Raw genomic sequence first — 25,018 nt, 5'->3', positions numbered from 1 at the left:
AAAAGTAAAAAGCTAATACACTATGAAAAAACTATTATTGCTGGTCTTTGTAGTTATAATGACCACTGCTTTCGGACAGGAAAAAATGAAATTAGTTGCCGGAAGTTTGGGTGTTTTGAAAGATCAGACTGAAGTAAACGTTGAGGTTAAGTTTGAGAATGTACTATTTATGAAAGAAAATATTACAGAAACTCAATATCTTGAAAACAGGAAAAAACAAGTTCTGGACAATCCTAAAAGAGGAGAAGAGGCATGGAAACAATGGATTGAAGAATGGGAAAAATACAAAAAGGAATATTATGTGGACTATTTTGCAAAGGGTTTGAATAAGACCTATAAAAATATTTCATTTAAAAAAGATGCTGCTGCAAAATATACTCTGCGCTTGGAAACAAATTGGATATTTCCGGGCTGGCATGCCGGAATTACTGCAATGACTGCTGAAATATCAGGTAAAATAAAACTGGTGGAAACAGATAATCCTTCTGTTGTTTTAGCTGAAGTAGAACTTAATAAGTTTGATAAATTTGTGCAAAATAAAGAATTTGTAATGGAGTACGGAAGAATAGCCTCAGCCTATGATTCTGCCGGAAGGTATTTAGGAAGAGAAATTAAAAAGTCTTTAAAATAAAACAAAAAACGGTCTGAAAATTCAGACCGTTTTTTTTATGCTTGGTTTTGCTGCTCCTGTTTTTCTGATTTGATCAGGTTCGCAAGGTTTTTAATAACGGTATCGTGCTTTTTCACAAAAGGATTGTCTTTGTTCCAGACATAACCTGCTAAAACAGCACAGATCTTTTTCTTTACATCCGGATTTTCCGGTTGGTGGAAGAAGAGCTCCTGAAGGTTTCCGGTATACCATTCTTTTACGTATGTTGTGAAAACATCCACTCCATATAAAATGTAGTCTGTGTATTCCCTCTGCCAGTCAATTTTTTCTCCGTTTAATTGTCTTAATGCCAGTTTGGCGGCCAGCATTCCGGATTCTGTAGCAAAAGCCATTCCTGAAGAGAATACCGGATCAAGGAATTCTGAAGCATTCCCGGTTAAAGCAAATCCGTCTCCGAATAAACTTTTTACCGAACAGGAATAATCTTTCAGATGTTTTGGCTCAAAAAGAAAATCTACATTCCCAAAACGTTTTACATAATAATCAGAAAGAGAAATAGCTTTTCTTAAAGCCTCTGTTGTATCTCCGTTCTCAGATAATTTGTCGATATATTCCGTTGGGCCTACAATTCCTAAACTTGTATTTCCGTTGGAAAAGGGAATTACCCAAAGCCATACTTCTGTTTCAATAATATCAAAAGAAATCAAAGTTCCTTCCTCTCCCGGTTCTCTATTGATATCGTCTACATGAGAGAAAATTGCAGAGTGAGGAGACAGTTTTGAAGGTTTTTCTAAATCAAGCAGACGAGGCAGTACTCTTCCGTAGCCGCTGGAATCAATAACAAACTTAGCATGGATTTCTTTCGTTTCTCCATCTTTAGTTCTTACCGTCGTTACAGAATCTGTTCCGTCAAATTGTATGTCAATAACTTCAGTTTCAAATTCAAGATCAATTCCTTTATTAATGACTTCCTGAGCAAGAGTATTATCAAAATCAGCTCTCGGAACCTGCCAGGTCCAGTCCCAGCCTTCCCCGAATTTGTTGCTGAAATCAAAAATGCAGACTTCATCGCCGCGAAGAAAACGTGCTCCAAGCTTTTTTTCAAAGCCCATTTTGTCTAATGCAGGGAAAAGTCCGGCCTCTTCAAAGTGGTCCATTACCCTTGGAATTAAGCTTTCTCCGACAACCAGTCTTGGAAACTTTGTCTTTTCGACTACTTTTACGCTGACATTATTCTTCTTTAAGTAGGAAGAAGACACGCATCCGGAGGGTCCGGCTCCGATTACAAGAACGTCAACAAATTCTTTGCTCATCTTTGATTTTTTATTTTAATAATAACTTTTATCTTTGCCGCAAAATTAGTGACAAATAATTAATATTTTACAAAATTATCAACTATTACTTTTAATTGATGAAAATAAATAACTTTTTAGAACTGAAAGACTTTCAAAAAATTATCATTGAGAATGAAAAAATAGAACTGGATGAATCACTTTTATCAAGAGTGGATAAGAGTTTTCAGTTTTTAAAGGAATTTTCAAAAAATAAAGTAATATATGGTGTAAACACCGGCTTTGGGCCGATGGCTCAGTTCAAAATCAGTGATGAAGATACACACCAGCTTCAGTATAACCTTATAAGAAGCCATTCTTCAGGAATTGGAAACCCTTTACCTGCAGATGAGGTGAAGGCATGTATGCTGGCAAGACTGAATACTTTATCATTAGGGAATTCAGGAGTACATCAGTCTGTGATCTATCTTCTTCAGGAGCTGATCAACAGAGATATTACCCCATTGATATTTGAACATGGAGGAGTAGGAGCAAGCGGCGACCTTGTTCAGCTGGCTCACCTGGCTTTGGTACTGATAGGAGAAGGAGAAGTCTTTTATAAAGGAGAAAGAAAATCTACAAAACAGGTTTTTGAAACTGAAGGATTGGAACCGATAAAAGTAGAGATCCGTGAAGGTCTTGCTTTGATGAACGGAACTTCTGTAATGTCAGGAATCGGTATTGTGAATGCCTATAAAGCGAATCAGCTTACAGATTTCTCTCTTAGACTTTCTTGTGCAATTAACGAAATTGTTCAGGCTTATGATGATCATTTATCAGAAGCTTTGAACGGAACCAAAAAACATTACGGTCAGCAGAAAGTAGCAGAAAGAATGCGTGCTCACCTGGCAGACAGTAAACTGATCAGAAAAAGAGAAGATCATCTTTATACTCATTTCGAGGAACAGGAGAAAGTATTCAAGGAAAAAGTTCAGGAATATTATTCTTTAAGATGTGTTCCTCAGATTTTAGGTCCGGTATTGGATACGTTGGAATATACAGAAAAGGTGCTTGAGAACGAGATTAATTCTGCCAATGATAACCCAATCATTAACGTTGAAGACCAACATGTTTACCACGGAGGAAACTTCCATGGAGACTACATCTCTCTGGAAATGGACAAACTTAAGATTGTGGTAACCAAACTGACCATGCTAGCTGAAAGACAGTTGAACTATCTTCTGAATGCTAAAATCAATGAAATTTTGCCTCCTTTTGTAAATTTAGGTAAATTAGGTTTCAATTTCGGGATGCAGGGTGTACAGTTTACGGCAACCTCTACAACGGCGGAGAGTCAGATGCTGTCGAATTCTATGTATGTTCACAGTATTCCAAACAATAATGATAATCAGGATATCGTTAGCATGGGAACCAATGCTGCGGTGATCTGCAGAAAAGTGATTGAAAATGCCTTTGAAGTATTAGCAATCGAAGCGATTACGATTATTCAGGCTGTTGAATATCTTGGGTTCCAGGATAAAGTTTCATCCTCTACAAAAGAGCTGTATGATGAAATCAGAAAAATAATTCCTGCTTTCTCAGATGATATGGTAATGTATCCGTATCTGGAGGAAGTAAAGAGATATCTGAAAGGAATGTAACTATTTGCTGTTCTGGATTGTCTTCAAAGAAAGACGTATCACTCAACTTAAAAAAACTAAAAACGATATAAACACTAACGCATGAAATGTGCAATTGTAACAGGAGGTTCCAGAGGAATCGGGAAAGCAATCTGTATAAAACTGGCTGAAGAGAAAAACTATCATATCCTTATCAACTACGCTTCAAACGAAGTGGCAGCAAAAGAAACATTGGCTAAAGTTGAAGAATTGGGTGCTACCGGAGAAATCCTTAAATTTGATGTAGGAAACACTGAAGAAACACAAGCTGTTTTAACTGAATGGCAGGATAGAAACCCTGATTCAGTGGTAGAAGTTATTGTCAATAATGCTGGAATCACAAGAGATGGCCTTTTTATGTGGATGCAGAAAGAAGACTGGAATAGCGTGATCAATACAAGTCTGGATGGATTTTTCAATGTAACTAATTTCTTTATCCAAAAGCTGCTTCGTAACAAATACGGAAGAATCATCAATATGGTTTCGGTATCCGGTGTAAAAGGAACAGCCGGTCAAACGAATTACTCTGCAGCAAAAGGAGCTGTGATAGGTGCTACAAAAGCTCTTGCTCAGGAAGTTGCCAAAAGAAATGTTACCGTAAATGCTGTTGCTCCGGGTTTCATCAAAACAGATATGACCCAGGACTTTAATGAAGAAGAACTGAAAGCAATGATTCCTGCCAACAGATTTGGAGAAGCGGAAGAAGTGGCGGATCTTGTAGCATTTTTAGCATCTAAAAAATCTTCTTACATTACAGGAGAAGTGATTAATATTAACGGAGGAATTTATTCATAACATGGAAAATAGGGTTGTAATTACCGGAATGGGAATTTATTCCTGCATCGGGACGTCTTTAGAAGAGGTCAGGGAATCCCTATATCAAGGAAAATCCGGTATTGTTTTAGATCCGGATAGAAAAGAATTTGGTTTCAGGTCTGGCCTTACAGGAGTTGTTCCAAAACCCGATCTGAAAAACCTCTTAAACAGACGCCAGCGTATCAGTATGGGAGAAGAAAGCGAATATGCGTATCTGGCTACTATGGATGCATTGACGCAGGCGAATCTGGATGAAGAGTTCCTGAATTCTCATGAAGTGGGAATTTTATATGGAAACGACAGTGTTTCCCAGGCAGTCGTAGAATCTATTGATATTGCCAGGGAAAAGAAAGATACTACATTGATGGGGTCGGGAGCGATCTTCAAATCAATGAATTCAACAGTGACAATGAACCTTTCAACTATTTTTAAACTGAAAGGAATCAATCTTACCATCAGTGCAGCCTGCGCAAGTGGATCCCATTCATTGGGACTGGCTTATATGATGATCAAAAATGGTTTTCAGGACATGATTATCTGTGGCGGTGCTCAGGAAACTAATAAATATTCTATGGCGAGCTTTGACGGGCTGGGAGTTTTTTCAGCCAGAGAAGATGAACCCACAAAAGCATCCAGACCTTTCGATGCAGAAAGAGACGGATTGATTCCAAGCGGAGGTGCTGCCAGTCTGATTGTTGAAAGCTTAGAATCTGCCCAAAGAAGAGGTGTTCCAATCATTGCAGAAATTATCGGATACGGTTTTTCTTCAAACGGAGGTCATATTTCAACACCCAATGTAGACGGACCTGCTTTGGCCATGGACAGAGCATTAAAACAGTCAGGATTAAAAGCTTCAGACATCGATTATATCAATGCTCATGCGACTTCTACTCCAATTGGTGATGCCAACGAGGCAAAAGCAATCTATGAGATTTTCGGTAGTGAAGTTCCTGTAAGTTCTACCAAATCTATGACCGGACATGAGTGCTGGATGGCGGGTGCAAGTGAAGTGATCTACTCTATTCTGATGATGCAGAACGATTTTGTAGCTCCCAATATTAATCTGGAAAATCCTGATAATGAAGCACAAAAGATAAATTTGGTCGCAAAAACAAAAAATCAAAAAATTGATGTATTTTTGTCGAATTCTTTTGGGTTTGGGGGAACCAATTCTGCACTAATAGTAAAAAAATTTGATTAAAAACATGGAAAGGGAAAAAATTGTTGCCATCGTTAATGATTTTCTGGTAAACGAATTCGAGGTAGACGGAGACGAAATCAGTAATGATGCCAACCTTAAAAATACACTGGGCTTAGACAGCCTGGATTATATCGACATGGTAGTCGTGATCGAATCCAATTTCGGCGTGAAATTAGGAGAAGCTGATTTCAAAAAAATGGTAACATTTGATGATTTCTATACAACGATTGAAAATAAGATTGCTGAAAAAAACGCTTAGTTATTGAGTAAATCTTTATTCTATAAAATGGGCCAATGTAATAATATCAGGGTGATCCGGTAACGGTTACTTTTAAAAAAGGTATTATTACATTGGTTCTCTGTTATATTAAATTCTATATATGAACAAGTGGAAAGGTAAATCTAAAGGAACAGTACTCGGATACAGAATATTCGTCTGGTGTATTAGAAATATCGGAATCAGAAGTTCATATGGGGTGCTTTACTTTGTAGCAGCCTATTATTCACTGTTTCAGAAGAAGAGTAATCAATATATACGGTATTACTTTCAGAAAAGACTGAACTATGGATACTGGAAATCCAAAGCCTTTATATTTAAAAGTTATTTTACCTTCGGAAAAGTTCTGATTGATAAAACGGCAATTTCTGCCGGGCTCAGAGGCAAATACACTTATGAGTTTGACGGTATTGAAAATCTCAGAGATCTTTTAGCTGCTAAAAAAGGAGGAGTGCTGATCAGTGCTCATATCGGTAATTTTGAAATTGCAGAGCATTTTTTTGCAGATATCGACTTCGACTGCCAGATCAATCTCGTGACCACAGATCAGGAAGTTACCGTGATTAAAGAATATCTGGAGAGCGTTGCCGTAAAAGAAAGTAATATCAAGTTCATCTATGTAAAAGAAGATATGTCGCATATCTTTGAGATCAATAAAGCTTTATCCGAAAATGAGCTGATCTGCTTCACCGGAGACCGTTATTTTGAAGGATCCAAATATCTGGAGGCAGAATTGTTGGGAAAGAGCGCAAAGTTTCCGGCGGGTCCTTTTATGATCGCCTCAAGATTAGGAGTTCCTGTGATCTATGTCTATGTAATGAAAGAAAATAATCTTCATTATCATCTGTATGCAAGAGTGGCCCAGAATATCAAAAACCGAGATTCACAAGGGCTTTTGCAGTCTTATGTTCAGAATCTTGAAACCATGGTGAAAAAATATCCTCTTCAATGGTTTAATTATTTTGATTTTTGGGATGATGTTGATTAATTTTTCTATTTTTATCCTGTAAAAACAAACGAAAAACTAAAAACCATTAAGATTTACTGAGAATTAAGATCATTAAATAGTATTTTCCAAATAAAATTTCTTTGTTTACTGTACCAAAGTAATCTTTAAATATCTTAAATTCCCTGTTTCTTAATTATTAAAAGCACGTTCTCTTTTGAAGAAAGCATATGACATACTTGTAATCGGCAGCGGATTGGGAGGTCTTGTTTCGGCTCTTATTTTGGCGAAAGAAGGTATGAAAGTGTGTGTTCTTGAGAAAAATAATCAATACGGAGGAAATCTGCAGACCTTTTCACGGGACAAACTGATTTTTGATACAGGTGTCCATTATCTCGGAGGGCTGTCCAAAGGGCAGAATCTGAACCTCTTCTTTTCCTATCTGGAAATTATGGATGATCTGGAGCTTCAGCTGATGGATGAAGATGGCTATGACAGGATCAGTTTTGGAGAAGATGAAATAGAATATCCACATGCACAGGGCTATCAGAATTTCGTTGAGCAGCTTTCTAAGTATTTTCCTGAAGAGAAAGTAAACCTTGAAAACTACTGTGAAGAGATTCAGTATGTCTGCAGCCAGTTTCCAAGATATCATGTGGTAGGAAAAGATAATTACAACGAGGAAATACTGCATCTTAATACCAAAAGATTTATTGAATCCGTTACCCAGAACAAAAGGCTTCAGGCTGTTTTACTGGGTTCCAATTTTTTATATGCCGGAGACTCTGAAGATATACCTTTCTATGTACATGCTTTAACGGTAAATTCTTATATCCAAAGCGCCTACAAATGTGTAAAAGGAGGCAGCCAGATCTCTAAACTTCTGATCAGAAAACTTCGGGAATATGGAGCGGAAATACACAAACATTCAGAAGTTTCGGACTTTGTTTTTAATGAAAATAATGTACTGGTATCCGTAAAAACGAAAGAAGGAAAAGAATATTCAGCAAAACAGTTTATTTCAAATATAGAGATTCGTTCCACTATTAAACTAATTGGAGAGGAAAGACTTAAGAAATCCTTTCTGAACAGGGTTTTGAGCTGGAAGCCGGTTTCATCATGCTTTAGTATTTATCTGGTTTTAAGACCTCACAGTCTTCCGAATTTCAATTACAACAGATATCATTATTCATCAGAAGAACAGGTCTGGAATGCATTCCGTTACCGGAAAGAATCATGGCCGGAAACCTATATGCTTTCATCCACGCCCTCGAAGCATCATCCTGAATTTGCAGAAAGTCTGACTGCAATTTCCTATATGGATTTTGATGAGGTTAAAGAATGGGAAAATACATTCAATACCGTAGCGGATGAGCATGAAAGAGGAGAAGCGTATGAAAGATTTAAACTTGAAAAAACAGAAAAAATGCTTGATGCTCTGGAAAAGAAAATTCCTAATCTAAGGCATGCCATCAAAACAATATATACTTCTTCTCCCTTGTCTTACCGTGACTATATCGGGAATTTTGAAGGAAATATGTACGGATACATGAAAAGCTCGGAGAATCCTCTTAAAACAATGGTTTCTCCCCGTACCAAAATCGACAATCTGTTTCTTACCGGACAATCCGTTAATATGCACGGGATTTTAGGTGTTACCATTGGTGCTTTTAATACGTGTGCGGAAATCTTAGGAAAAGAGACCATAGATATTCGGTTGACACAAATGATTAATAAAAACTAAAGTGAAAAAAACGAATTCCATTTATTCATCCTATAAAAGAACTCTTCTTTACCTTGCTTTTTGTTTTTTCCTCACTTCCTGCGGAATATCAAAATCTATCCGTCATATTCCTGATGTAAAACAGTATTCGCTGGAGGTTCCGAAAGTAGCCCGTATCAATGACAGTACTTTCAGTTATAATCAGAATTACCTTACAAAAAACAAGCAGCAGCTCTGGGAACTTTATATCAAAGGAAATCCTTTGCAGCTGGGATATAATAATGGAGCATTGACTCAAAGTTTAATGCAGAAACAGGAAGGAATCTTCTTTTCAAAAGTTGAAGGATTTGTACCGTCAAAATTTAAGCAGAGGCTGCTAAGAGGCTTTTTAAAATGGTACACCAGAAAAATGTATCTCAATGTAAGAGAAGATTATCAGGCAGAATTGTATGGTTTGTCACAATATTCATCTGATCAATATGATTTTATCGCTCCGAAATATTTAAGAAACCTTTACCTGCATGGAGCTCATGATATTGGGCATGCAATGCAGGATCTCGCTATGGTAGGCTGTACTTCTCTTGCGGTTTGGAATGAAAATACAGAAGATGGTGATCTGCTGATCGGAAGAAATTTCGATTTTTATGTAGGAGATGATTTTGCAAAAAATAAGTTGGTAGAATTTGTTCAGCCGGAAGAAGGAATCCCATACATGTCAGTAAGCTGGCCGGGAATGATTGGTGTGGTGTCCGGGATGAATAAAGAAGGAATTACAGTAACTATTAACGCTGGAAAATCAAAAATTCCTTTAACGGCAAAAACGCCTATTTCCCTTGTTACAAGAGAAATTCTGCAATATGCTAAAAATATTGAGGAAGCGATTGCCATTGCTAAAAAAAGGAAAGTTTTTGTTTCAGAATCCATTCTTGTGGGAAGTGCTGCGGATAAAAATGCAGTCATCATTGAAGTTTCACCTAAAAATTTCGGAGTGTACAGAGTACAAAATACCAGCAGGGTTCTTTGCACCAATCATTTCCAGTCTGACGCCTATAAAGATGATAAAAGAAATCAGAAACATATTGAAGAAAGCCATTCTGAATACCGTTATGAAAGACTTCAGGAGCTGTTACAGGAAGAAAAAAAGATGACCCCGGAAAAGATGGCTTCCATTTTAAGAAACAGATCCGGCTTAAAAGATGAAAACATAGGCTATGGTAATGAAAAAGCACTCAATCAGCTTTTAGCTCACCATGCCGTTATATTTTCGCCTCAGAAAAAACTGGTCTGGGTGTCTTCAAATCCTTATCAGCTTGGAGAATTTGTATGTTATGATCTGAACGAAATCTTTTCAGAAAAAGGATTGCAGCCTGATGACTTTTCAAAATCAAGTCTGAATATTCCACATGATCCCTTCGCAGATTCTGAAGAATTCCAAAACTATGAATTGTCTAAAATGTACGGTAAAGAAATAAATGAGGCTGCCGACGATAAAAATACACTGTTAACAGATGATGTTATCCCTTCTTATCAATCTATGAATCCGGATTTTTGGCTGGTCTACTATCAATCAGGAAAATATTATTTTAACAAAAAAGAATACTTAAAGGCAAAAATTGAATTTGAAAAAGCTTTGACGAAAGAGATTACGACTGTTCCAGACAGAAAAAATGTAGAAAAATACCTGAAGAAAACTTTAAAGAAACTGAAATGATCCCTAAATATATAAAACTGCTGTTCTGCATTCCCTTTGTCATCATTATTGGCTATTCTGTTTATTTGTGTACGGTTTACAGCTCAATACCTGAAATCATAACCATTCATGGATATGGAAATATGAAAGACAATTACGGAAGTAAAATATTTCTGATAATGCCTGTAATTATGAATTTAGTTATTCTGCTTTTTATCTGGTTGGTTATCAGTAGGCCGGATAAGATAAAATTTACTTTTGAAATTGACGAAAACGAAAGAGAAAAAATATATCATATAACGCAATTAGCTCTGGTAATTATTGCGATATTTGTCACCATCATGATGACGCCATTAGCATTTTCTGATATTGTTTATAAATAATTGAATATGACAAAACTTTTAACCCTATTCCTTACTGTATGGTCTCTCTTATCATTTTCTCAGGACAGAAAAGAGATCGGAAATACTTTTATCAAAACCTTACTGGTAGATAAAAATATAGAAAAAGCACATTCTTACTTTGATCCTTCAGTAGCAGGACAGATTCCCGTGGAGCAGCTTAAGGCTATCACAGAACAGCTTCAGGGACAGATAGGAGGATTAAAAAATATCCTGGAAGTGTATAATGAAGGAAATATCTATTATTACTATTCCGAATTTGAAAAAACAAAACTGGATGTTCAGCTTACTTTTGGTGAGAATAATAAAATGCTGGGTTTCTTTTTAGTTCCTCACAAAATATTTGAAAAACCGGATGAGAAGACTACACTGAAAATAAAAAGCGATGGTATTGAACTGAATGGAACACTGCTGGTTCCTCCGTCGAATGATAAAAAGAAACTGGTTATTTTTGTTCATGGTTCCGGAGCGAATGACAGAGACGAAACAATTGGAGAAAACAAACCCTTTAAAGATATTGCAGAATACCTTTTAGCCAACGGAATTGCTTCCTACCGATATGATAAAAGAAACTATTCTTACCCTGAGACATTGAATGAAAAATCTACCGTAGAAGAGGAAACCATCAATGATGCCGTAAATGCAGCTCTTTATTTTAAAAATAATCCTGAGTATAAAGGATATCAGATTATCATTCTGGGACACAGCCAGGGAGCTTATATGATGCCTAAGATTGCAGAAAAAGCACAAGTTTCGAAGTATGTTTTTATGGCTGGAAATGCGAGACCACTACAGGATTTATTAGTAGAACAGTACGAATATCTTCACTCTATGGATCCAGCTAAAGTACCTGCTGAAGCTGTTCAGGAAGTGAAAAAACAGGTCGCATTTTTAAATTCACCCCAATTTAACTTAAATTCACCAGCAACAGAGCTTCCTTTGGGGCAGCCTGCTCCGTATTGGAAATATTTAAAGGACTATAATCAGCTTAAAGAGGTAAAAAAAATCAAAGCTCCCATGTTCTTTGCACAAGGAGGAAGAGATTATCAGGTGACAGAGAAAGATTTCAACCTGTGGAAAGAAACATTGAAAAATGATAAAACAGCCGTTTTTAAATTTTATCCAACATTAAGTCATTTATTCATTGCAGGTTCCGGAAAACCATCTCCAAGGGATTATGAAACAAAGGGGAAGGTGGATGAACAGTTTTTAAAAGACCTTACACAGTTTATTCTGAAATAAATGCAATGAGATCATTGCTCTCATAAGCCTGGAACTTTGTTCCGGGCTTTTTTAATTATTTTCCGGGCTTACTTTATTCAGAAACAGAAAAGAAGTTATCCCTGCAATAGCAGAAAGTGTAGTGCTTAAGATAAAACTGCCGATGATATATTGTACCAGATTGTTTTTAATCAGTTCAAAGTTTAAATCCTGGTTTAAAATATCGCTGTCACCACTTACAAATGGAGCACCCAGAAACAGAGAAGCCGCAATAATAAAAGGAATAAACGGAGGAAGGCTCACATTGGAGGCCACAAATGCAAGTACTTTATTGAGTTTAAAAAGTACAGATAAACTGATGACTAAAAGTGTCTGAAACCCCCAGAACGGTGAAAGTCCTATAAAGACTCCCAATGCAATAGAAAAGGCCTTTGTACGGTTGCTTCCGTCACTTTCTAAGACATCTTCCTGAATGAACTTTTTAAAGCTTTTTTTTTTGAAATTATTCAGAAAATTTCTAGGAATAATATAAAATAAAGTGATCGTTACCAGAATTGTATTCAGAATACTGATTCTCGTAAAATCTTTGAAAGGTCGGAAATGTGAAACACGTTCTGCCGGATCATACAAAACTTTGATTGGAACATTCTTTACCGGAACATGTCTCCATGCGGTTCTTACAATGATTTCAATTTCAAATTCAAACTTAGGGGTAAAATATTTCTTTGGAATTCTATGCAAAGGATAAAGCCTGTAACCGGATTGTGTATCTTCCAGTTTAATTCCGGTTTCAAACCAAAACCAGAAATTGGAAAAACGGTTTCCAAAGCTGCTTTTCTTGGGAATACCATCCTGAGACATATTTCTGTTTCCAATCAGAAGAACCTCCTCTTTTTCCTGAAGAAGGGCCTCTACAAATACAGGAATATCATCCGGATAATGCTGCCCGTCCGAATCAATGGTGATAGCATAACCATATCCTGATTTCTTTGCCGCTCTAAAACCTGTTTTAAGGGCATTCCCCTTTCCTTTGTTCTCCGGTAAAGAGATTATCATGATCTGAGGATATTGGGCAAGAATCTGAGGGGTAGAATCGGTGGAACCGTCATTGACCACAATAATACTTCCGGTGTAGTTGAGAACACCGTCAATAACCCTGTTCAGAGTCTTTTCATTATTGTAGGTAGGTATTAAAACGCATATCTTCTTTTCAGAAATTGCATTTTGTACTTCAGCAAGGGACATTCTTTTATTTTAAAGTGGCTCTTTCCGCCTCTGTAATGGTTTTAGACTGCATTGCAAACCTTTTGATGTAGCTTTTTAATGCTGCATTTTGTTTGCTGTAATTATTCAGAAGAAATGCTTTATCATCCTTCAGGCTTCCACGGTATCCAACAATTTTAGGGATGTTTTCCTGAACACTCATTCTGATCAGACGAAGTTCCGCATTGCTGGGGTTACTTTTGATAACCGCTTCAAGACTTGTAGCACCTGTTTTAACCAGCGATTTTCTGTTGCTTTTGACAACTTTTGCTTCCATAATCTTCGCCGCGGCTTTATACCCTACAGTCACCGCATCAGAACCGGATTGTTTTTCCGCGGTTTCAATGAAGTTTTGTGTATTACTGCTAGATTCATTGGCTTTAGCATAGCTGTTTCTCAGCGTTTCAAGGTCAGACTGAAAGAAAAAGACAAATGCTGTTATGAATGAGAAGATAAGATTCATGACGATAATTTTTTATAGCTTACAGACAATTTTAATGCAATAGTCTCGCCAAAAGAAGTTATATTTTTTACTTTCACATCTTCTTCACTTTCATTAATATCCAGTTGAAGTACCAGATCAGGTGTTTCAAAAGGATTGATAATTGCCATGAATTTTACATTGGATGCTGTTTTCAGAAACAATTTTGAATCTGTAAATTCCTCTGTCAGTTCTTTAATGATCTGCATCATACAAACACCGGGAGTCACCGGATTTCCAGGGAAATGGCCTTTGAAAATATCGTGGTCTTTATTGAGATGGATGTGAGCAGTAAACTTTCCGTCTTCTGCTTTCTCATAGGATGTTAATGTATAAAAATCTGTAAGAATGGTTTGCATGATCTTATTTTTTAAGATTAAATGTACAATACAATCTGATCTGAAAAGAACTCAAATAGGGTACAATTTTTCTATTGGAAATTACTCTGTTTCGGTTATTTGAAATAGTTTTATATTGATCTTAAAATCTTTGTGCTGTAGATTTAAGCTATCCGCGAAGATAGGTTTTTTTGCATCAAAAGTAAAATCGATTTTTTCCTTATTATTTTTCGTGTAAATGATTTGTTTTAGTAAGTTGTTTTCCTTGTTGAAGAATAGATAATAGCTTTTATTCTCAATTTTTGAAAGATAGATTCTAGCATTGTCATTCTCAAAACTTTCGCTCACAGGATATTGTCTTTTCAATAGCTGCTGAAAATCATTTTTTAGAAAATTGATGACTATTTTTTTATCCAGATCAGGAAGTACATAATTTAACTTGAAATTATCATCAGAAACCTCGAAATCAATCAGTTTATTCCCAAAATCTGATGTTAAAGCGACACGGTGCGTTGTTTCATTCAGTTTTTTGATGATCAGAATTCCGCTCACATGGTTTTTATAAATGTCCATCTGGCATTTGTATACATAATCTTCACCTGAAGAAAAGTATAAATTCTCAACCATCTTTTCAGAAGAGGAAACAGGTTTTACTTCTGTTAACTTGTACGTTTTACAGGAAGCAGCCAGAATCAGGATCAGGCTATAAAGTAAACTCTGACGCAGGAATTGAAGCATTGATCTTGGTGTTTTTGAAAACAATATTCGTGGTATCTCCGGAAGCCTCGGTCATATTCACCTGAGAAACCGTCGACTGGTTCTTTGGGAAATACAGCTCGATCTGTTTGATGTATTTCAACAGTTGTGATGTTTTAGGAATAAACTTCGCGATATTGTAATTTCCATTCTTAAAATAAGTTACGGTAAATTCCGGATCATTGAACATCGTTCCGTTTGAGCTTCCTACAATCAGCTTATTGATTTTTTCAAATGTTTTGCTCTTGGCATCTACAGACGATTTTTTCCCCTGGTCATTGATAAAGATCTTGTTGCTTTTAAAAACAATACTGTATTGATAAGGTTTTGTATATTTCCAGCTCAGCATGTTGGGAGTCTGCAGGGACATTCTTCCGTAAGTAACAATGCTCTTATCCAGGAAGTCCATTTTTTTTGTCTGGGTAAAATCACTCTGTAACGTTTTGATCTCTTTAGTCTCCGAAGATACTTTCGACACAAATGCTTTGGCTTCAGCTCCTGACATGGCCGCGTTTTGTGCAAAAAAGAAACCGGAAACTAGTAAGAATGCTCCTAAAGCAATATTTTTAATCATTTCTATTTGAATTTATAATTGTATCAACCGTAAAAGTTGAATATTTTTTGTCCTCCAAAAATACTAATAAATCTGCCAGCACGCGGAAGGTCTTTTCCGAAGTGTCATGAAGGAGGATAATACTTCCTTTTTTCAAGCTTTTAGTAACTCTGCTGTAGATTTTCTTTTCATCATCAATGATGGTGTCCAAAGACCTTACATTCCATCCGATGCTTACTTTATGCGTTCTTTTGATCGCTTTTGCAATATTGGGATTCGTCACTCCAAAAGGAGGTCTGTAAAGATGGGTTGTTATATTTCCCGAGTTTTTAATGACATCGTCGCATTTTTCAATTTCTTCAATCATTTTTGAAGCAGATAAAAATCCTGTGGAATTGGCATGTGATAAGGTATGATTTCCGATCGTATGACCTTCTGCAATGATTCTCTGAAATGTTTCAGGATACTTCTCAACCTGTTTTCCAATACAGAAAAAGGTGGCTTTTACCTGATGTTCTTTAAGCAGGTCTAAAAATTTTGGTGTAAATTCAGTTGGGCCATCATCAAAAGTAAGAGCAACTTCTTTGATCTTTGTACGCTTATGAGTGATACTGTTGACAAAATATCCCAGTTCAATATCAAAAGAGCCCCAGACTACCACCGCAGAAAAAGCAAAAAAACAAAACAGATATACCCAAAAACTTCCGTGGAACGCATAAATAAAAGCGTTACAGAAGAGATAAAACAGGATGAATGGATAGTGTTTCATTGCTGTGGTTTATTTATGTTGAACTTGTTATTATGAGTTGTATGGTCATAATATTTATTGTACACCATTGTCACTCCGTAGGAGTCTGGACTAATTCAGATTCCACGCTCTCTGAATGACAAATACACCGTGTAATTTTCAATTTCAACAATTATGCCTTTTCCAATAATACCAGGCTGTGATCATTTCCTGCCAGGTGATTGTAAAGAAGTATATTTTTTACACTTTCCTTTTTCTCAGAATTGATCATCATAATTTCCGGGATCTGCTGTTCCTTAAGGATATGACAGGCCATAAATGTTGAAAAACCGCTGGCTGTATTGAATTCTCCGCTCAAATGCTTGTAATAAAGCAAAGATGAGTCCGGAAACAGATTCACTGCTTTGGTATAATAAATATCAGAATCCGCATCTCCACTGAATCCTAAGATAACAGCATCAATATCATGAGTAGAAAGATTGTTTTGAGTTAAGAAATTCCGGATAAAATCCTGTACTTCATCCAAATCTACTTTATTACTGATACGAATGTTTTTAAGCTTTGCGTAAGAATTTTCAGCCTTATCTTTTCCTATCACAAAGAAGCTCGCGCCTTCACCCCAAACTACTCCATTGGTAGTGGAATGCAAATAATCGGCAGGAAGATCAGTTTCCTTTTTTATGGTATTATTTAAACAGTAAAGCTCCATTGTTCTGTTTGTCTGTTCATCTGTAGAACCTACAAGCACATTTTCCGCTTCACCATCATTGATCTGAAGCTGAGCATCCAACAATGAAAATTCCAGTGAAGAAGAAGTATTTACATACGTGAAGTTGTAAGCATGGCACTGTAATCCCAAAGCAATCTGTCCTGCTACGGTATTGTGCGTAGACTGGATGAAAAAGGTAGGCGTAAGGAATTCTTCATGATTATCAATTACATTTTTCAGAAACTTCTCTGAATCCTGTGAGCAACCCATTCCGGTTCCTATGATGATGGCATCCGGTTGTTTGATACCTGCTTCTTTTAAAGCGTAATGCGAGGCTACGGAACTCATTTTTACCGTTTTAGACATTCTTCTGATCATGGCTGGCGGAATGAATTCTTTGTAATTAGGTTCTATCGCTTTGATGATATTTGAAGAATGCCCAGAAGTAAGGTTCTGAAGAATATTTCCGTTTAAAGTGTCCTGAACTGAGATACAGGATGCACTGTTGATGTATACTGCACTCATGATTTAGAGAAAATTAAGGTAGAACAGTTTCCTCCAAATCCGAATGAGTTAGAAAGCACATGATTGATATTTTTCTCTTTCAGTTCGGTAACAGGAGTAAGGTCAAACTCTTCCATTTTTGTTTTGAAATTCAGGTTCGGGAAGATAACATTGTTTTGCATAGCTAAAATTGAGAATACCGCTTCAATTCCTGCAGCTGCAGCCAAAGTATGTCCTGTAAATGCTTTTGTAGAGCTGAATTCAGGAACCTGGTTTTCGCCGAAGATTCTTATCATAGCAATTCCCTCAGATAAATCATTATTAGGAGTCGCCGTACCGTGAACGTTGATGTAATCTATATTTTCTTTAGCTAATCCTGAGATTTTCAAAGCTTGCTGCATTGCTAAAAATGCTCCCTGTCCGTTTTCTGAAGATGCGGTCTGATGGTGTGCATCATTGGCATTTCCATATCCGGAAAGATAAGCCAGGACTTTTTTGTTTTCTTTTTTGACTATTTCTTCAGATTCAAGGACTAAGAAAGCCGCAGCTTCCCCAAGGTTCAGCCCTTTTCTGTTGTGGTCAAAAGGGGTGTTATAGGAATCCGTAAGAATCATCAGGGTATTGAAACCATTCAAAGTAAATTTTGACAGTGAATCTGTTCCTCCCACAATGACACGGTCCAAAATTCCGTTTTTGATCAGCTTAGCACCCATCATAATAGCATTGGCTGCTGATGAACACGCTGTACTGATGGTGGAAACCATACCTTTTAATTCCAGATAATCTGCAATAGCCAATGAAGAACTTCCGGCATCGTGAGCATCAATATATTTTTGCTTTTCAGGAAAGTCTTCGTAAGAGTAGAAGTATTTTTCAGTAATATCCATTCCTCCAACGCTCGTAGAAGAGATAAGCCCGGTTCTGCAGCTATTGATATCTGAAATTCCTGCACTTTCTACAGCTTCTTTAGCAGCAATCATTCCCAGTAAAGAAGTTCTTGTTACATTATTGTCTTCATCAAGCTGAAGTTTCTGTACAAGCGCTTCATTGGATAATTTTATTTCACCCGTTTTAATGATTCCAGCATGACGGGTTTCAAACATTTCGATATCCGAAATTCCGTGTTTTCCGGTTTGTAATGAAATAAAATTTTCCTCCACATTGTTTCCGATGGAGGAAATGATGCCCATTCCTGTTATGGCAATTTTTTGACTCATGGTTTAAGATAACATAACAATGTGGCAATCTGATAATTCACTAATCATTACCACATCGTTATACTGTTAGACTGTTGTATTAATTTATTTTGTTCTGTTGTCTTCGATAAATTTAGCCATCGTATCAATAGACTGGAAAATTTCCTTTCCTTTTTTAGGGTCAGCTAATTTTATTCCGTAGTCTTTATCAAGAAGAACAATCAGTTCCAAAGCGTCGATAGAATCTAATCCTAATCCTCCTCCGAACAACGGATCAGTATCTTTGATTTCTTCTACAGATACATCTTCAAGATTAAGAACTTCAATAATTTTGTGTTTCAATTCTGTTTTTAAGTTTTCCATAATTAAGTTGTTTATCAGTGTTTCAGTAATCATGAAGATCATTACATCATTACACTGTTATATTGTTACATTTCTATAAGGTTAGCAAATATACAAAAGCTTTGTAATTTTCCTGATACAATTCTACCCAGCCACATAGTACTTTGTCGGCTTTACCGGATAGCAGAATTTGTTCAGAATAGTTGTTTAAAAAGTTTTCATCAAATTCATCCAGAACAAAAAAAGCATTTTCAGTCTGCATTTTGTGCTTAATGCTGATTTCTCCTACACAGATGTTGGGCAAAGTATACACAAATACTGCCGGACTTGGATAAAAATTATCCTGATCGTTGATGCTTTCCTGATATTTGAAATCCGTATCCAGGCTGGATGACCTATTGGCAAAAACAATGGCCATTCTGCTGTGATCTTCGTCTTTCAAAATGGTTTCGGCGGAAAGAAAAGCCAGTTTGCTCAGGTTATCCATTTTATGAAATTTTGGATAGCTGATATCCAGACTTTTATAAGCTTCTTTGGCAAATTCCTGAAAAGTTTCGCTTTGATTTTCAAAAATAAGATCTCCGTCAACGGTTATCTTTGAATGTTCTACGGTACAGGTGTTCGTTTTCTTCATCACTTTCAATTTAACATTTTTCCAGTACAACAGCCGCATTACACCCTCCAAAACCAGAAGCTGTCTTTAGAATATATTTAATTTCTGCAGATTGATTTTCTTTGATGATATTCAAAGGCTGGGTTACTCCCATTTCTTCAAAATTCTTTGAGGGAAGTAAAGTCCTGTGAAGAGCACTTTCCATAGAGATAATACTCTCAAGAAGCCCTGATGCACCCAAACAATGTCCGTAATATCCTTTCATACTGTTGAGAGGAACATTCTGAAGTTCCATTCTGTTGAAGGCAATAGCTTCCATTTCGTCGTTATATAAAGTTGCCGTTCCGTGGGCAGAAATAAAATCGATGTGTTCCGGAGAAACCTTCGCTTCATCCATAGCATTGCTGATACTGGCATACAAACCGTCCCCGGTTCTTGAAGGTCCGGAAATATGGTTGGCATCATTGATTGCGGAATCTCCCAGAACTTTAAATCTGAATTTTTCGTTTTGTGAAGGATTGCTGGTTATATAAACTGCAGCTGCAGCTTCACCAATATTGATTCCGTTTCTGTTTTTATCATAAGGCTTACAAGGTCCCGATCCTATAGCCTGGAATGAGTTGAATCCTGAAATAACAAACTCAGAAAGCTCATCCCCAGCAATGACAAAGGCATCTTTATACTTTCCTGCCTGAATCATATTCTTTGCAACAGAAATTGCCATTACCCCTGAAACACAGGCGTTGGAAACAATGATTGGTTTTGTTTTAAATCCAAAAAAATCTGCTATTTTCTGCGCTAATTTTGATAAATAAACGCCTTCAGGTAATTCAGACTGGTTTTTTAACAGGCTGATATTCCCTTTTGTGGTAGACAGAAGAAAGGCAGTGTCCTTTGATACAGTATGTTTTTCAACAAGAGGAAGCAGGCTTAAAAGAAGCATTTTTTCAAGTCTTGTGAAATTGATGGTATTCTGAGCAAAGAATCTGTTGAATTCTTCATTCAGTTTTTCAGAATCAATCATGGAAGCATAAAAAGCATCCTGATTGTCTATGATTTTATGTAAAGCAACTCCTGATTTTCCTTCCAAAAGAGCGTTCCAGTTGGAATCCACATTGAAGCCTAAAGGAGTTACACAATTATAGTCTGTGATATAAATTTCTTTCCTCATGATAATCCCATTTTATCTTTCCAGTTTTGAAAAAACTCCGGGTTGTACAGGCATAAGCTTCCGTTACTGTCCAGAAATACCTGAATTGTTTCTCCACTGCAAACCAATTGATCTTCTTTGTTGAAGATTTCATATCTGTATATCAGCTTGGCAGATATCGAATTTACGTACGTTGTTACAATTCTGAAGGTTTCTCCATATTTTAAAGGAAGAAAATGTTCGCAGGTACTTTTTACAATGGGTGTCACATATCCTGCATTCTGAATATCAAGATAGGTTAAGCCATGCTCACGGCCAAAAGCTTCTCTTCCATCTTCAAAATACACGATATAGTGTCCATGCCAGACAATTCCCAATGGATCTGTCTCATTGAATCGTACTCTTACTTCTTCAGTACAGGTTAATATATTTTCTTTAGACTGCATTTTGTTTTCTTCCGGAATTTTTATTGTTTTTTTTGGCCGTCAGGAAACTCCTGGTAATATCTGTCATAAAAATAAATTAAATATTTTGGAGTTTTCTTTCGTAAAAAATGGAAATAGCTACGGTGGCAATATAAAATAATAATAAGAATGCTAATTCTTTAGCTATTTCTCCAATTCCGCTGTTTCTTAAAATAATATCATAGTAAGCATTCAGTCCCCAGTTCATGGGAGAAAATTTAGCAACGGTCTGCATGAATTCCGGCATTAAAAATACAGGAACCCAGATTCCTCCGATAGCAGCCAAAACTACTACAGATGTCGCTCCGAATGGGGCAGACTGCTCTTGTGTATCGGCAATAGTACCCAGTAAAACGCCAAACCCAATAGCTGCCAGTCCCGCAAACAGCGTTACTATGACAAGCTGGAACATTTTTCCGGATACATCAAATGCAGGAAGATCCATATAAGGGAAAAGATAAATTCCTACTGCAACCATCAGTAAAAACTGAATGATACAGATGATAAGATAGGTAAATGTTTTACCTAAAATATGTACAAAATATGGAGTAGGGCTTATTCTCGCTCTTACACTTGTTCCCTGACTTTTTTCTTTAACCAGATTGATGGATAAAGGAACTACAATAAAGAATATTGCAAAAAGAGTCCATGCAGGAACGTTGTGCTGAACAGAATTCGGCATTACGTCCATTTCTCCTTTCTTGGGAGTTATTTCTTTAAAACTGATCAGGTTTTTATTTTCGTCAAGATTTTCCGTGGTTCCCAGCTGATCCTGAAATGCTTTGTAAATCTTTTTATTTTCAATCTCAAAAACCATTTTGTTGACAGAATTCATCACTGAGTTTTTGAATCCTGCATTGGTAGCAGGGTCAAAGTACAAATGAATTTCTTTGGTCTTTGGGGCAGCTGTTTTTACTTTTGCAGAATCTCCTTCCAGTCCGAAAGAACTTACAATGGTCTGAACTTTTGAATCAATATTTGAATTTAAATCTTTCGTTAAATTTTCAGGAATGACGATCGCCATCTGATAATCTCCGGAAAAAACAGCATTCTGAGCAGACTTTTCATTGAAATTGGTCAGCAGCTGGAATGTTTTGCTGTTTTCCAGCTCAGCTTTTATATTTTTTGAAACTTCAGATTTATCCTGATCAATAAAAATGATCGGAATCTTTGATCCTTCAAGGTTTTTAAAGGTAGAATCCTGGATAAGGGTAATGGTTACAATCAAAAGTAATGGCATCACAAAGATGATGACAATCCCTCCGATATCTCTTTTCAGCAGAAGGATTTCCTTAATGAAGCTTCTCCACAATTTATACAACAACATCTCTTAATTCTTTTCCGGTTAATGAAATGAAAACATCTTCAAGGTTTTCTGCGCTTGCTACTCTGTTTACCAATTCTTCAGGTGTTCCTACTGCATGAATTTTTCCGTGGTCGATAATGGCAATTTTTGTACAGAACTCTTCCGCTTCCGAAAGGTGATGGGAAGTATAAATAATGCAGGTTCCCTGTTTATTTAAATCTAAAAGATAGTCAATAATTGCTTTTTTAGACTGAACATCAACTCCTACAGTGGGTTCATCCAGGAATAAGACTTTAGGATTGTGAAGTGTTCCTGCGATAAGGTTGCAGCGACGTTTCATTCCTCCTGAAAACTGTCCTACCTGTTTATTGGCAAATTTTGAAAGCCCCATAATTTCCAGAGATTCATCAATTACTTTTTTAAGCTGGTTGTGCTTCAAACCATACAGACTTCCAAAGAACATTAGGTTTTCTTTAGCGGTAAGAGTAGGATATAGAGCATATTCCTGAGGTACAATTCCAATAATCTGTCTAATTTTAAAACCCTCTTTTTGTGGAGATAAACCATTGATGGTGAATTGTCCCGAGGTTGGCTTTATCAATCCTGAAAGCATAGAAATCAGCGTTGTTTTCCCAGCACCATTAGGTCCGAGAATTCCATAAATTTCATCTTTATTGATATTCAGGGAAATATCATTTACAGAAAACTCATCAGAATTTTTGTATTTCTTATATAAGTTTTTGATCTCAATCATATTTTCTGCCATATCAGATCGCTTTTCTCAGTTTTTTATAAAAAGCTTCTTCTAAATCTGCAATGTGCAGCATCGTTTTAGAAAGTTCGTTATAAATATTGCTTTTTGAGTTTCTGTTTTTGTAAACTCTCGCAATATCTACAGCAAAATCTCTCCACAGGTCACCAATGGAAGTGATTTCTTTTGATAATTCCTTGAGTTCATCGTTTTTAAGAATAACAGAAGCTTCCTGAAGAAATGCTCCATAGATGAATCTGAAACCTCCGCCTCCGGTCCCGATTTCTTCCTGCATTCTGATCAGTTGGCCCAAATAATGGTTGGTCACTTTTGTTCCCTTCTTTTCGGCCCACTTCGGGATGCTCTTTGCTACCCATCTCATGGCTTTTACGCCGATAAGCGGTACCGGTGCCAGCATATTTTTGCAGGTGTCTTTAATTCCTTTTTTAATGGCTTCTTCAAGGTTTACATTTTCCGGAACATAAATAGGATAGTACATATGTCCTTTCGGAGGAAGCGCTCCTTTTGCATATCTTACTTTTTCCAGTTCTGCTTCGGAAAGGGATGTTGTATAATCCATTACAGGGTCGCTGATAAGGAATTTTCCGTCCTCTTTTCCGTATACCACAAGATTGTGGGCATTGAAGTGGAATTTATATTCTTCAGGAAAGTAGGTAAGGTTGAAAACTCCTACCTGAAGTCCTGTAGGGATATTTTGTTCCAGATTTCTTTCTAGAGCTTTTTGGGCGTCTTTAGGGTTTGAGAATTTTTCTCTTTTGATTTTAATTCCTAATCTTTTGGCTGCTTTACTGAAAATAGCACCCGGCATCGGACGATAGCTGAAGCCCGGCGCAAAATTCACCTTTAAAAAAGGGAGATAGACAAAAAATAGTCCGGAACCAATTCCGAAAATCATAGGCTCACTTAGTTTTAAGCCTTTATTAAGCAGTAGATTAGAAGCAACACCGTTTTCGCAATGCGCAGTCTGATGGTGTTCAAAGTTTAATTTCATTTGCTGATTGTATCTTTTCATTGGAAAATGAACAGGCATATATAGCCTTATTTCATTTATTTTCCGTTGAAGTTTTTTAATTCATCCACCGAAATTCCGAATGCATCGGCATATTTTTTCAGTGCAGTTTCGCTTAGTGTTTTAAATACCTTGGGTTTAAAATGTCTTTTTACCCTCCATTGCCATAATCCTACGTAAGAAGCAAGAACACCCAGATCCATTTTATTCAGTTCCATAAAATAGGCGATAGGGCTTGCCGTATTATTGGCAACATTTTGTTTTGCTTCCTCAATTCTTTCATGAATAAGTTCCATAGATTCATCCAGAGCAGCTTTCTTGGCATCCCAGCCTGTACTGTTTGCTGTGGTGTAATTATCGTTCTCATCCGTTACATACAGAACTTCAGTCATGTTGGCGGATTTCAGGTTACTTTCGTCTTGAGGTAAGTCTTGTTTTTTCATCTAAATAATGTTCATTTTTTTAGATTTCAGATGAAATAAAATTCACCTGTTTTTTTGATTATCTAATCAGGTGGCTAAAATAGTGAAAATACATTATATGTAAATCATATTAAATCTGAGTGAGTTATTGCTTTGACACAAAGGCTGTATCAAACATATTTAGAGGTACTGATAACCTAATCCAATTATGTTAAATTGTTGATATTTATAAAGTTTTGTTAATTATTAGGGATATATTTTTTATTTGATTGTTTTATCTATATTTGTCTGTGTTAAACAACAAAAACTAATAATCAAAAACAAATTAAATTAATGAAAAATTTAAAATTGCTTACAAAGAATGAGTTAAAAGAAGTGAAAGGAGGATTAACTGCTTACATTTCATGTGCTAATGGAACTAATGGTCAAATCCGTAATGTGAATGTCAATACTGATATTGCTTCTTCTGCAGAACAGATTTGCGGCGGAAATGATTACGAGGTGATTATCTAAGGAGATATTCAATACTTCAGTTAAAATTTAATCCTACTTTATTG

The 25,018-nt window shown here is 36.4% G+C and carries 28 protein-coding genes; 11 read left to right on the top strand and 17 right to left on the bottom strand.

Going from position 1 to position 25,018, the window contains the following annotated elements; all coding sequences use genetic code 11:
- Positions 1 to 22 precede the first annotated feature (22 nt).
- Complete coding sequence (locus CHRYMOREF3P_RS12405; RefSeq protein ID WP_139348606.1) at positions 23 to 631, top strand: hypothetical protein; 609 nt, start codon at positions 23 to 25, stop codon at positions 629 to 631.
- Positions 632 to 666: 35 nt separating this feature from the next.
- Here the strand turns inward: CHRYMOREF3P_RS12405 and CHRYMOREF3P_RS12400 are convergent, their stop codons facing one another.
- The gene (locus CHRYMOREF3P_RS12400) at positions 667 to 1,923 is read right to left on the bottom strand and encodes an NAD(P)/FAD-dependent oxidoreductase (RefSeq protein WP_180564752.1); all 1,257 of its coding nucleotides are present in this window, start codon (positions 1,921 to 1,923) and stop codon (positions 667 to 669) included.
- A gap of 98 nt (positions 1,924 to 2,021) precedes the next feature.
- Here CHRYMOREF3P_RS12400 and hutH point away from each other — a divergent pair, with 98 nt between their 5' ends.
- From hutH to CHRYMOREF3P_RS12355, 9 genes are all read left to right on the top strand, one after another.
- Positions 2,022 to 3,542 (top strand): histidine ammonia-lyase, encoded by a 1,521-nt coding sequence (hutH, locus tag CHRYMOREF3P_RS12395; protein ID WP_180564751.1) that lies wholly within the window; start codon positions 2,022 to 2,024, stop codon positions 3,540 to 3,542.
- Between the two features lie 81 nt (positions 3,543 to 3,623).
- Complete coding sequence (gene fabG, locus CHRYMOREF3P_RS12390; protein WP_077419531.1) at positions 3,624 to 4,355, top strand: 3-oxoacyl-ACP reductase FabG; 732 nt, start codon at positions 3,624 to 3,626, stop codon at positions 4,353 to 4,355.
- A gap of 1 nt (position 4,356) precedes the next feature.
- A complete protein-coding gene (locus CHRYMOREF3P_RS12385; RefSeq protein ID WP_180564750.1) occupies positions 4,357 to 5,577 on the top strand; it encodes a beta-ketoacyl-[acyl-carrier-protein] synthase family protein in 1,221 nt (406 codons plus the stop codon).
- Positions 5,578 to 5,581: 4 nt separating this feature from the next.
- Entirely contained in the window at positions 5,582 to 5,836 is a 255-nt protein-coding gene (locus CHRYMOREF3P_RS12380) for an acyl carrier protein (RefSeq protein WP_047377388.1), read from the top strand.
- Positions 5,837 to 5,957: 121 nt separating this feature from the next.
- The gene (locus CHRYMOREF3P_RS12375) at positions 5,958 to 6,842 is read left to right on the top strand and encodes a lipid A biosynthesis acyltransferase (RefSeq protein ID WP_077419533.1); all 885 of its coding nucleotides are present in this window, start codon (positions 5,958 to 5,960) and stop codon (positions 6,840 to 6,842) included.
- A gap of 175 nt (positions 6,843 to 7,017) precedes the next feature.
- Positions 7,018 to 8,544 carry a phytoene desaturase family protein gene (locus CHRYMOREF3P_RS12370; protein WP_077419534.1) on the top strand — a complete coding sequence of 509 codons (1,527 nt, stop codon included), beginning with the start codon at positions 7,018 to 7,020 and terminating at the stop codon, positions 8,542 to 8,544.
- 1 nt (position 8,545) lies between these two features.
- On the top strand, positions 8,546 to 10,234 hold the full coding sequence (locus CHRYMOREF3P_RS12365) for a C45 family autoproteolytic acyltransferase/hydolase (RefSeq protein WP_410500204.1): 1,689 nt from the start codon (positions 8,546 to 8,548) through the stop codon (positions 10,232 to 10,234).
- On the top strand, positions 10,231 to 10,596 hold the full coding sequence (locus CHRYMOREF3P_RS12360; protein WP_180564749.1) for a hypothetical protein: 366 nt from the start codon (positions 10,231 to 10,233) through the stop codon (positions 10,594 to 10,596). Before CHRYMOREF3P_RS12365 ends, CHRYMOREF3P_RS12360 begins: the two co-directional genes overlap by 4 nt.
- Before the next feature lie 6 nt (positions 10,597 to 10,602).
- A complete protein-coding gene (locus CHRYMOREF3P_RS12355) occupies positions 10,603 to 11,856 on the top strand; it encodes a DUF3887 domain-containing protein (RefSeq protein ID WP_232539020.1) in 1,254 nt (417 codons plus the stop codon).
- A gap of 51 nt (positions 11,857 to 11,907) precedes the next feature.
- Here the strand turns inward: CHRYMOREF3P_RS12355 and CHRYMOREF3P_RS12350 are convergent, their stop codons facing one another.
- From CHRYMOREF3P_RS12350 to CHRYMOREF3P_RS12275, 16 genes are all read right to left on the bottom strand, one after another.
- Complete coding sequence (locus CHRYMOREF3P_RS12350; protein WP_180564747.1) at positions 11,908 to 13,080, bottom strand: DUF2062 domain-containing protein; 1,173 nt, start codon at positions 13,078 to 13,080, stop codon at positions 11,908 to 11,910.
- A gap of 4 nt (positions 13,081 to 13,084) precedes the next feature.
- The gene (locus CHRYMOREF3P_RS12345) at positions 13,085 to 13,561 is read right to left on the bottom strand and encodes a hypothetical protein (RefSeq protein WP_077419539.1); all 477 of its coding nucleotides are present in this window, start codon (positions 13,559 to 13,561) and stop codon (positions 13,085 to 13,087) included.
- Complete coding sequence (locus tag CHRYMOREF3P_RS12340; protein ID WP_077419540.1) at positions 13,558 to 13,938, bottom strand: 3-hydroxyacyl-ACP dehydratase; 381 nt, start codon at positions 13,936 to 13,938, stop codon at positions 13,558 to 13,560. The genes CHRYMOREF3P_RS12345 and CHRYMOREF3P_RS12340 overlap by 4 nt, the downstream gene beginning before the upstream one ends.
- An 81-nt stretch (positions 13,939 to 14,019) precedes the next feature.
- Complete coding sequence (locus CHRYMOREF3P_RS12335; protein ID WP_077419541.1) at positions 14,020 to 14,655, bottom strand: hypothetical protein; 636 nt, start codon at positions 14,653 to 14,655, stop codon at positions 14,020 to 14,022.
- Complete coding sequence (locus CHRYMOREF3P_RS12330; protein ID WP_077419542.1) at positions 14,621 to 15,247, bottom strand: LolA family protein; 627 nt, start codon at positions 15,245 to 15,247, stop codon at positions 14,621 to 14,623. Before CHRYMOREF3P_RS12330 ends, CHRYMOREF3P_RS12335 begins: the two co-directional genes overlap by 35 nt.
- The gene (locus tag CHRYMOREF3P_RS12325; protein ID WP_180564746.1) at positions 15,240 to 15,995 is read right to left on the bottom strand and encodes a polysaccharide deacetylase family protein; all 756 of its coding nucleotides are present in this window, start codon (positions 15,993 to 15,995) and stop codon (positions 15,240 to 15,242) included. The genes CHRYMOREF3P_RS12330 and CHRYMOREF3P_RS12325 overlap by 8 nt, the downstream gene beginning before the upstream one ends.
- A 151-nt stretch (positions 15,996 to 16,146) precedes the next feature.
- Positions 16,147 to 17,208 carry a beta-ketoacyl synthase N-terminal-like domain-containing protein gene (locus CHRYMOREF3P_RS12320; RefSeq protein ID WP_180564745.1) on the bottom strand — a complete coding sequence of 354 codons (1,062 nt, stop codon included), beginning with the start codon at positions 17,206 to 17,208 and terminating at the stop codon, positions 16,147 to 16,149.
- Complete coding sequence (locus CHRYMOREF3P_RS12315) at positions 17,205 to 18,404, bottom strand: beta-ketoacyl-[acyl-carrier-protein] synthase family protein (RefSeq protein ID WP_180564744.1); 1,200 nt, start codon at positions 18,402 to 18,404, stop codon at positions 17,205 to 17,207. The genes CHRYMOREF3P_RS12320 and CHRYMOREF3P_RS12315 overlap by 4 nt, the downstream gene beginning before the upstream one ends.
- 84 nt (positions 18,405 to 18,488) lie before the next feature.
- Positions 18,489 to 18,746: a phosphopantetheine-binding protein gene (locus CHRYMOREF3P_RS12310; protein WP_034692439.1), complete on the bottom strand. Its 258-nt coding sequence runs from the start codon at positions 18,744 to 18,746 to the stop codon at positions 18,489 to 18,491.
- Between the two features lie 73 nt (positions 18,747 to 18,819).
- The gene (locus CHRYMOREF3P_RS12305; protein ID WP_180564743.1) at positions 18,820 to 19,359 is read right to left on the bottom strand and encodes a 3-oxoacyl-ACP synthase; all 540 of its coding nucleotides are present in this window, start codon (positions 19,357 to 19,359) and stop codon (positions 18,820 to 18,822) included.
- 10 nt (positions 19,360 to 19,369) lie between these two features.
- Positions 19,370 to 20,509 carry a beta-ketoacyl synthase N-terminal-like domain-containing protein gene (locus tag CHRYMOREF3P_RS12300; RefSeq protein ID WP_077419546.1) on the bottom strand — a complete coding sequence of 380 codons (1,140 nt, stop codon included), beginning with the start codon at positions 20,507 to 20,509 and terminating at the stop codon, positions 19,370 to 19,372.
- Entirely contained in the window at positions 20,506 to 20,934 is a 429-nt protein-coding gene (locus CHRYMOREF3P_RS12295) for an acyl-CoA thioesterase (RefSeq protein ID WP_077419547.1), read from the bottom strand. The genes CHRYMOREF3P_RS12300 and CHRYMOREF3P_RS12295 overlap by 4 nt, the downstream gene beginning before the upstream one ends.
- A gap of 76 nt (positions 20,935 to 21,010) precedes the next feature.
- Positions 21,011 to 22,279: an ABC transporter permease gene (locus CHRYMOREF3P_RS12290; RefSeq protein ID WP_180564742.1), complete on the bottom strand. Its 1,269-nt coding sequence runs from the start codon at positions 22,277 to 22,279 to the stop codon at positions 21,011 to 21,013.
- On the bottom strand, positions 22,266 to 23,024 hold the full coding sequence (locus tag CHRYMOREF3P_RS12285; RefSeq protein ID WP_180564741.1) for an ABC transporter ATP-binding protein: 759 nt from the start codon (positions 23,022 to 23,024) through the stop codon (positions 22,266 to 22,268). The genes CHRYMOREF3P_RS12290 and CHRYMOREF3P_RS12285 overlap by 14 nt, the downstream gene beginning before the upstream one ends.
- Position 23,025: 1 nt before the next feature.
- Positions 23,026 to 24,021, bottom strand: coding sequence for a BtrH N-terminal domain-containing protein (locus tag CHRYMOREF3P_RS12280; protein ID WP_149835523.1), 996 nt, complete (start codon positions 24,019 to 24,021; stop codon positions 23,026 to 23,028).
- 56 nt (positions 24,022 to 24,077) lie between these two features.
- Complete coding sequence (locus CHRYMOREF3P_RS12275; protein WP_077419550.1) at positions 24,078 to 24,482, bottom strand: hypothetical protein; 405 nt, start codon at positions 24,480 to 24,482, stop codon at positions 24,078 to 24,080.
- A gap of 312 nt (positions 24,483 to 24,794) precedes the next feature.
- Between CHRYMOREF3P_RS12275 and CHRYMOREF3P_RS12270 the strand changes: the two genes are divergently transcribed.
- Positions 24,795 to 24,974 carry a hypothetical protein gene (locus tag CHRYMOREF3P_RS12270; RefSeq protein WP_180564740.1) on the top strand — a complete coding sequence of 60 codons (180 nt, stop codon included), beginning with the start codon at positions 24,795 to 24,797 and terminating at the stop codon, positions 24,972 to 24,974.
- The last annotated feature ends 44 nt before the right edge of the window (positions 24,975 to 25,018 follow it).

The organism is Chryseobacterium sp. JV274, from assembly GCF_903969135.1.
Lineage (GTDB): Bacteria > Bacteroidota > Bacteroidia > Flavobacteriales > Weeksellaceae > Chryseobacterium.
Note: the sequence above shows the minus strand (reverse complement) of the source record. Positions and strands in the feature narration are given on the sequence as shown.

What these genes read in the sequence shown, in the direction of transcription:
- CHRYMOREF3P_RS12405 (WP_139348606.1), top strand. Translation starts at nt 23, where the DNA reads ATGAAAAAACTATTATTGCTGGTCTTTGTAGTTATAATGACCACTGCT.
- CHRYMOREF3P_RS12400 (WP_180564752.1), bottom strand. Translation starts at nt 1,923, where the DNA reads ATGAGCAAAGAATTTGTTGACGTTCTTGTAATCGGAGCCGGACCCTCC.
- hutH (WP_180564751.1), top strand. Translation starts at nt 2,022, where the DNA reads ATGAAAATAAATAACTTTTTAGAACTGAAAGACTTTCAAAAAATTATC.
- fabG (WP_077419531.1), top strand. Translation starts at nt 3,624, where the DNA reads ATGAAATGTGCAATTGTAACAGGAGGTTCCAGAGGAATCGGGAAAGCA.
- CHRYMOREF3P_RS12385 (WP_180564750.1), top strand. Translation starts at nt 4,357, where the DNA reads ATGGAAAATAGGGTTGTAATTACCGGAATGGGAATTTATTCCTGCATC.
- CHRYMOREF3P_RS12380 (WP_047377388.1), top strand. Translation starts at nt 5,582, where the DNA reads ATGGAAAGGGAAAAAATTGTTGCCATCGTTAATGATTTTCTGGTAAAC.
- CHRYMOREF3P_RS12375 (WP_077419533.1), top strand. Translation starts at nt 5,958, where the DNA reads ATGAACAAGTGGAAAGGTAAATCTAAAGGAACAGTACTCGGATACAGA.
- CHRYMOREF3P_RS12360 (WP_180564749.1), top strand. Translation starts at nt 10,231, where the DNA reads ATGATCCCTAAATATATAAAACTGCTGTTCTGCATTCCCTTTGTCATC.
- CHRYMOREF3P_RS12355 (WP_232539020.1), top strand. Translation starts at nt 10,603, where the DNA reads ATGACAAAACTTTTAACCCTATTCCTTACTGTATGGTCTCTCTTATCA.
- CHRYMOREF3P_RS12350 (WP_180564747.1), bottom strand. Translation starts at nt 13,080, where the DNA reads ATGTCCCTTGCTGAAGTACAAAATGCAATTTCTGAAAAGAAGATATGC.
- CHRYMOREF3P_RS12345 (WP_077419539.1), bottom strand. Translation starts at nt 13,561, where the DNA reads ATGAATCTTATCTTCTCATTCATAACAGCATTTGTCTTTTTCTTTCAG.
- CHRYMOREF3P_RS12340 (WP_077419540.1), bottom strand. Translation starts at nt 13,938, where the DNA reads ATGCAAACCATTCTTACAGATTTTTATACATTAACATCCTATGAGAAA.
- CHRYMOREF3P_RS12335 (WP_077419541.1), bottom strand. Translation starts at nt 14,655, where the DNA reads ATGCTTCAATTCCTGCGTCAGAGTTTACTTTATAGCCTGATCCTGATT.
- CHRYMOREF3P_RS12330 (WP_077419542.1), bottom strand. Translation starts at nt 15,247, where the DNA reads ATGATTAAAAATATTGCTTTAGGAGCATTCTTACTAGTTTCCGGTTTC.
- CHRYMOREF3P_RS12325 (WP_180564746.1), bottom strand. Translation starts at nt 15,995, where the DNA reads ATGAAACACTATCCATTCATCCTGTTTTATCTCTTCTGTAACGCTTTT.
- CHRYMOREF3P_RS12320 (WP_180564745.1), bottom strand. Translation starts at nt 17,208, where the DNA reads ATGAGTGCAGTATACATCAACAGTGCATCCTGTATCTCAGTTCAGGAC.
- CHRYMOREF3P_RS12315 (WP_180564744.1), bottom strand. Translation starts at nt 18,404, where the DNA reads ATGAGTCAAAAAATTGCCATAACAGGAATGGGCATCATTTCCTCCATC.
- CHRYMOREF3P_RS12310 (WP_034692439.1), bottom strand. Translation starts at nt 18,746, where the DNA reads ATGGAAAACTTAAAAACAGAATTGAAACACAAAATTATTGAAGTTCTT.
- CHRYMOREF3P_RS12305 (WP_180564743.1), bottom strand. Translation starts at nt 19,359, where the DNA reads ATGAAGAAAACGAACACCTGTACCGTAGAACATTCAAAGATAACCGTT.
- CHRYMOREF3P_RS12300 (WP_077419546.1), bottom strand. Translation starts at nt 20,509, where the DNA reads ATGAGGAAAGAAATTTATATCACAGACTATAATTGTGTAACTCCTTTA.
- CHRYMOREF3P_RS12295 (WP_077419547.1), bottom strand. Translation starts at nt 20,934, where the DNA reads ATGCAGTCTAAAGAAAATATATTAACCTGTACTGAAGAAGTAAGAGTA.
- CHRYMOREF3P_RS12290 (WP_180564742.1), bottom strand. Translation starts at nt 22,279, where the DNA reads ATGTTGTTGTATAAATTGTGGAGAAGCTTCATTAAGGAAATCCTTCTG.
- CHRYMOREF3P_RS12285 (WP_180564741.1), bottom strand. Translation starts at nt 23,024, where the DNA reads ATGGCAGAAAATATGATTGAGATCAAAAACTTATATAAGAAATACAAA.
- CHRYMOREF3P_RS12280 (WP_149835523.1), bottom strand. Translation starts at nt 24,021, where the DNA reads ATGAAATTAAACTTTGAACACCATCAGACTGCGCATTGCGAAAACGGT.
- CHRYMOREF3P_RS12275 (WP_077419550.1), bottom strand. Translation starts at nt 24,482, where the DNA reads ATGAAAAAACAAGACTTACCTCAAGACGAAAGTAACCTGAAATCCGCC.
- CHRYMOREF3P_RS12270 (WP_180564740.1), top strand. Translation starts at nt 24,795, where the DNA reads ATGAAAAATTTAAAATTGCTTACAAAGAATGAGTTAAAAGAAGTGAAA.